Origin of the sequence: Bacillus cereus group sp. BfR-BA-01524 (genome assembly GCF_022662595.1) — a bacterium.
Taxonomy (GTDB): Bacteria; Bacillota; Bacilli; order Bacillales; family Bacillaceae_G; genus Bacillus_A; species Bacillus_A thuringiensis_S.
Genome location: NZ_JAKUDW010000071.1, coordinates 20,885 through 27,169, shown reverse-complemented (window position 1 = coordinate 27,169; position 6,285 = coordinate 20,885). Strand labels below are relative to the sequence as shown.

Below are 6,285 nucleotides of genomic sequence, written 5' to 3'. Positions count from 1 at the left end.
AAAGGAGTGACATCAAAACGTTTGAGAGAAGAATTTTCACATCTTCAACACTTGCCGAGCCTATGGACGCGTTCTTATTTTGTTTCTACTGCTGGAAGTGTATCAAGTGAGACAATAAAACATTATGTTGAAAATCAAAAAACGAGGGGGTGAAACTTGTGTCACAAACCATCACGGTTAAAGTTAAATTGCTTCCAACAAAAGAACAAATCATGCTATTGGAACAAAGTAGCCACGAGTATATAAAAGTCATTAATGCTCTTGTATCTGAAATGGTTGAAGCAAAGAAAAGCACGAAGAAAAGTACAAAGGATATTGAGGCCAATATCCCAAGTGCGGTGAAAAATCAAGCAATTAAAGATGCGAAAAGTGTGTTTTCTACAAAGGTGAAAAAGAGTAAATACAAAATCGTTCCGATTCTAAAAAGACCTGTTTGTGTATGGAATAACCAAAACTATTCATTTGACTTCACACACATTTCAATTCCGTTTATGGTAAACGGAAAGTCAACTCGTTTAAAGGTTCGCGCTTTATTAATCGACAAATATAATCGCAATTTCGAATTGTTGAAGTACAAGTTAGGTACACTTCGTATCACGAAGAAATCTGCTAAATGGATTGCTCAAATATCTGTCACGATTCCTACAAACGAAAAAACGGGAACAAAGATTTTAGGAGTAGACTTAGGTCTCAAAGTTCCTGCGGTAGCTATCACAGATGATGATAAAGTTCGTTTCTTCGGGAACGGTAGGCAAAATAAATTTATGAAACGTAAGTTTCGCAGTATTCGCAAGAAATTAGGAGAAGCTAAGAAACTGAATGCCCTTCGTCAACTTGATGATAAAGAACAAAGATGGATGCAAGACCAAGACCACAAAGTAAGTCGTGGAATCGTTGATTTTGCAACGGATAATAATATTTCTGTCATTCGATTAGAGCAACTAACGAACATTAGACAGACGGCACGAACAAGCCGTAAAAACGAAAAAAATCTACACACTTGGTCATTCCATCGTTTAGCACAATTCATCGAGTACAAAGCGACATTAGTTGGCATAAAGGTCGAATATGTGAACCCTTCTTATACAAGTCAAACATGTCCGAAATGTTCTGGAAAGAACAAGGCGCAAGACAGAAAATACAAGTGCCAATGTGGGTTTGAGAAACATCGTGATATCGTTGGGGCGATGAATATTCGCTACGCAACTGTGGTTGGCGGTAATAGTCAATCAGCCTAAGAACCTATATGGTCTGTCTTAGGAGGGGTGATGGCACACCCTCATCTTGAAGGCTGTTCAAAACAGAAATGGACTGCGAATGCTTAGTCATTCAAGAATCCCATCCGTTACACCGTAAGGTATAGGACTTGCGGCTTTAGCCGTGGGAGTGTCAACTTATGTTTTTACGTATGAAATGAGCAGGTCCTTTTGAAAATAAGGGAAAGATCATTTAATGTGCTTCCCCGGAATATTGCTTACCCATTTTCTAAAAAACAAACCATTTAATTATATCAATAATTAGATTAATTAATATAATGTATTAATCCTAACAGAAGGGAGGATTATCCATGCAATTAGTTTGTTTTAAATTAGTAAATGGTCAATACTTTTTAGTTGTAGAAGGTATCGAGATTCCTGCGCCAATTCCAGCGTTTGCTGCAGCTTTATTAATTGGTTTAGGAGTAATCCCACTTTGTTCTTAATTTAAAGAATTCCAAACAGCTCTACCTTTCAATTGATAAACCCTTAAGCATATGAATGCTTGGGGGTTTTTTATAATAAAAAGAAAAGACGCCATAAGGCGTCCCCACAAATAGGTAGATAAGACTTTAGTTTTCCAATCTAAAGAAATTTTGTATCAGCTCTTTGAAAGTATATCATAATATCTGATTGATTTATTATGCATTATTACATACTTTTCTCAAACCCTCTAGTTTCTATTAGATAAAATAGAATCCTAATATTACTAAAAATCAAATAAATATTTCTAAAAACCCTAAATATTTATAAGGGGAATAAAAGTCATACATTTAAGGTGCAAATTATAAAAAATATTAAAGGGGGAATAAAGCAGTATTAAAAAACTATTATAAGCGGTGGGCATTTATAAAGGTTATATAAACTTGAATTTTGTTAAAAAGATCCTCATTTAAGTGTACTTTTTCTGACTTGGACTAACGTAATTTTAATAATATGAATGATGAAGGCAGATCCCGATAGGGGCATAATGAAACGAAATACCCACAGCGCTTTAGGTATTCTATTATGCAGTGAAATCTTATTATTTAAATGAATTATTTTACTGGATTCAAAGGATTGAAAAACGTATTTGAAATTTAAATACCTTTGCAGAGATAATAAAGGTATTTAATTAAAGCACCTGTTGGCTAAAGTAGTTTTTCAACAGATTACTAATTTAGGGTGAACTCTTTAATATAATGATACCGGTACATTTGTCTATTGGGGTTTCAGAAAGATTTAAAATCGTATATCTAAAAAATATAAACATATATATATTAAGAGAACTGAGCTTGAAAGTATAACGATAAATGTGCTGGATTTACTGACACATTGATAACCAAAAAACAAACTATTCAAGGCCAGTGCTATCAGATACTACAATTCTACTAGTCACGTTAATTATTTCTCGCTTGTGGGGGGAACGTAGTGTTTTGAAATGTATCTGTTTTTGTTTCCCTATATGAACTATTATATCAACGGGCTCCTTACTAAAATAATGAAGAATCATCATTTGTTTATTCTGATTTCTGGAAAAGTTTTAATAGATTCATGTTGAACAAACATACTTTTTAGAAAGAGGGGAGATTATTGATGGATAATCAATTACTATATCAACAGCAAAAAAGAGAAAATGCACTTGTGATTGGAGCTGGTATTGCAGGATTGCTTACTGCACGCGTGCTTTCCAGTTATTTTGAGAAAGTGATAGTTGTTGAAAAAGATGAGTTACCTCAAAAACCATCTGAACGTCCAGGTACACCCCAAGACTTTCATCCTCATCGTGTATTACCACGTGGAGAAATAATCATGAACCGTTTCTTTCCTGGATATGTTGATGATTTATTAAATTTAGGGGCCCATAATGTCAAGAATGATAAAATGATTCGATTTTCTCCGTATGGGGAACTGGAACTAGTTATAGAACGAAAAGGTGCAGCAAGCAGTCGAGCATTGTTAGAATGGACAATCCGCCAACGTGTGCAAGAAATTCCTAATGTACATTTTTATTCAAAGCAAGCGGTGACAGGCCTTTTAGCTTCGTCTGATCACAAGCGTGTTATTGGAATTCATATTCAAGAACGAGACGAATTAAAAACAAAGCGAACTGTGTTAACCGATTTGGTAGTTGACACATGTGGTCGTCAATCTAAACTTAATAAATGGCTTACATCTATGGGCTATGATGTTCCAGAACCAGAACGTTTAAAGGTGGATTTTGGATATAGCACGAGATATTATAAAGTACCTTCACATATCAAAGAGAAATTGAGTGCAATTTCTGAAGGAGATCCTGCTAAAAAAGTTGGTGCTGTAGGGTTATTGTATATTGAAGATAACATAGCTCAAGCGCTACTATTTGTTGCTGGAGGTACGCACTATCCACCAACCAATTCGAAAGAATATGAAAAAGAACTGGATTCTTTAGTTACTCCTATGATGAGGGAGTTAATTAGAGAATTAGAACCAATAAGTGTCCCAAGAGGATTTAGAGCGCAGGAGTCAACTCGTCAACACTTTGAACAAATGGAAAATTGGCCATCTGGATTATTAGTGTTAGGTGATGCTTTTTGTAACTTTGATCCCATTTACGGACAAGGGATGACCGTAGCCGCCATTGAAGCTGAAATGTTAGATACTTGTTTAAAAGAACATTCTACTCATAAACCTGGATTCGAACGCAAAGTGCTGCAACGTATGCAACAAGCTATTGAGCCGGCATGGTGGCTGAGTTCAATTGCGGATTTACGTTGGAAAGGTGTTGAACATGTAGGAGCCGTTCCACTAAAAGGTGTGAAATTTGCACAGAAATATTTTGATTTATACCTTAAACAAGCTGTAAAGCAAGCAAATGAGGGTAATTCATCCATGCTCCAAAAATATATAATGATGAATGGGCTAGTTTATTCGCCACATGAAATCATTAACTCAGATATATTAAGCATGTTAATCACTGGGGATGAGACTTCAGAGGGGAATGAAGTTTTGAACGAACTTGGAGAAGTAGATAAGAAATCACTGCAAGAAAGAATACATGAATTAATCCCTTCCTTTACATTAGCTTTTGAAAATAGAATTCCAAATTTGTTCTCATCCATTTCAATTTCTAATGTCAAATGAATAAAAGAAACATTGCTCTAATTAGGGCAATGTTTCTTTTATTAGATAAGCAGTATTCAAAAGTAGTTATTTAGCAATTATGTTTTTCGAAATATTCTTCTTTAATTATTTGTAATTTTTTTTCGTTTTTTGTTAATTCAAATATAAATAACGCTTTTTTCATGTTATTATCAACATCTTCTTTATTATATTGTTTAAGTTTTAATAAGTTCCAACCCTGTCCATAGTATAATTCACCTAATAAATATAAAGTATTTAGATTAATAGCTAGTTGGATGCCCATATCATTGTATTTTATTGCCTCTTCGTGTTGATTTGCATGACCTAAATTTTTTGCTAAATTGAAAATGATTTTTAATTTAATTTCTTTATCTCTAGGAAAAGCTAACTTATTAAAATTATTTAAACATCTTCTTAATATAGTAATACTTTTTTCATATTCTTTATTTTCTCCATGAAATATAGCCATTGTCTGCATAATATCTATTTCTCTTTCTGATAAAAAATTAGAATTAGTTAAAGTTAGTTTTAATGCATGATTTAAAAGATCTAAAGCCGTTTTTATTGATCGCTCCACCATAAATATAGCAATTGCTTCATGCCATATTAGAAATTGTTTCTCTTCATTTGTTTGAAAGTTATTTAAGTTTTTCTCTCTTTTTACTATTTCATAAAGTTCTTTATATTGTTTTTGTTTTAAGCAATCTTTTATTACATATTTTACATTTTCTACATATTTAATTTTTTTGTTTTGAGTTAGTGCAAATATATGATTTGGATCAATCCCAAGTCTTTCTGATAATTGATATAACAATATGCTAGATGGATAAATCACACCTTTTTCGATCTTGCTAATTTGACTTTGTGAACATATTCCATGACACAATTCGGATTGTGATATGTTTTTTTTTATTCTAAGTTCTTTAATGGTAATACCCAAATCGTTAAATTCCATTTTTTCACCTACTATTTAGCACTGTATTAGTATAAGCGCTTTCTCTAACTTTTAATGTAATGTAAAATTAATATAGTTGCAATTGTTATTTGTTTTAAAGGACTTACCGTTTCCAGGGACGGTGAGGCTTTTATATGTACAAAAAAAGACACCCTAAGGTGCCTTCTTCCGACTTGAACCACGTTCATTTAGTATAAACTTATCGTATTATCCCTTTGTTATACGTGTAAACACATCCTATAAAACAGGATCGTCTATATACACCAGATTGTTAGTTCACAAAGTACAAGAGATTTGAGATCAGCATTAGAGTGACGCCTTTCAAAAGAATCTGCTTTATAGAATGTATCCACGTTTATTATTTTATTATATGTAATATTTATTTGGTGTAATTTTTTACAGATATGTATAATTGCATAGAGTTTATGGAAAAATCAGAGTATGATTTGGATTGTGTAATAAAGATAAGGCCCACCTACGGAAATAGGTGGGAGAGGAGGAATCATCTAATATATATTGGATGATACTTTTTTGTTTTATGAACAAAAAGGCTATTGAAAGAGTCCTGATATTCATATCAGGACTCTTTCAATGTATATAATTATTTCACTGCCTCTTTTAATTCTTTTCCAGCTTTAAAAGCAGGTGCTTTTGAAGCCGCGATTTGCATTTCTTCACCTGTTTGTGGGTTACGTCCTGTACGTGCAGATCTTTCACGTACTTCAAATGTACCAAAACCAAGAATCTGTACTTTCTCTCCATTTGCTAGCGCATTTGTTACTGTATCTAATAACGCTTGTGTTGCTGCTGCAGCATCTTTTTGTGTAAGTTCAGCTTTTTCTGCTACTAATTTTGTTAATTCTGTTTTATTCATTTTCTGCACCTCTTAATATGTAATTAGGTGACTATTATAACGTGTGTGTATTCATGACGCAATTATACTGTACTTAGAAAAAGCCATAGCAAGAGCTA

At 33.2% G+C, this 6,285-nt stretch carries 6 protein-coding genes; 4 read left to right on the top strand and 2 right to left on the bottom strand.

All coding sequences use genetic code 11. The annotated features are described in order from the left end of the window. The 4 genes from MR170_RS21905 to MR170_RS21895 form a co-directional block, all read left to right on the top strand. Positions 1–153, top strand: a 153-nt coding sequence (locus MR170_RS21905) for a transposase (RefSeq protein ID WP_242309277.1), incomplete at its 5' end; no start/stop codon positions are given. Positions 154–158: 5 nt separating this feature from the next. Continuing rightward, entirely contained in the window at positions 159–1,238 is a 1,080-nt protein-coding gene (locus MR170_RS21900) for an RNA-guided endonuclease TnpB family protein (protein ID WP_242309274.1), read from the top strand. A 329-nt stretch (positions 1,239–1,567) separates the two neighbouring features. Continuing rightward, positions 1,568–1,702, top strand: coding sequence for a hypothetical protein (locus MR170_RS32300; RefSeq protein ID WP_001177694.1), 135 nt, complete (start codon positions 1,568–1,570; stop codon positions 1,700–1,702). 1,129 nt (positions 1,703–2,831) lie between these two features. Beyond that, positions 2,832–4,358: an NAD(P)/FAD-dependent oxidoreductase gene (locus MR170_RS21895; RefSeq protein ID WP_105433570.1), complete on the top strand. Its 1,527-nt coding sequence runs from the start codon at positions 2,832–2,834 to the stop codon at positions 4,356–4,358. 70 nt (positions 4,359–4,428) lie between these two features. On the opposite strand, the gene MR170_RS21890 is transcribed toward MR170_RS21895, so the two are convergent. Next, complete coding sequence (locus MR170_RS21890; protein WP_242309272.1) at positions 4,429–5,313, bottom strand: helix-turn-helix domain-containing protein; 885 nt, start codon at positions 5,311–5,313, stop codon at positions 4,429–4,431. A gap of 601 nt (positions 5,314–5,914) precedes the next feature. Then, positions 5,915–6,187 carry an HU family DNA-binding protein gene (locus MR170_RS21885; protein ID WP_098211584.1) on the bottom strand — a complete coding sequence of 91 codons (273 nt, stop codon included), beginning with the start codon at positions 6,185–6,187 and terminating at the stop codon, positions 5,915–5,917. Positions 6,188–6,285 lie beyond the last annotated feature (98 nt).

Bases quoted from the DNA above. Each gene is read 5' to 3' on its own strand.
- MR170_RS32300 (WP_001177694.1), top strand. From the start codon at position 1,568: ATGCAATTAGTTTGTTTTAAATTAGTAAATGGTCAATACTTTTTAGTT.
- MR170_RS21895 (WP_105433570.1), top strand. From the start codon at position 2,832: ATGGATAATCAATTACTATATCAACAGCAAAAAAGAGAAAATGCACTT.
- MR170_RS21890 (WP_242309272.1), bottom strand. From the start codon at position 5,313: ATGGAATTTAACGATTTGGGTATTACCATTAAAGAACTTAGAATAAAA.
- MR170_RS21885 (WP_098211584.1), bottom strand. From the start codon at position 6,187: ATGAATAAAACAGAATTAACAAAATTAGTAGCAGAAAAAGCTGAACTT.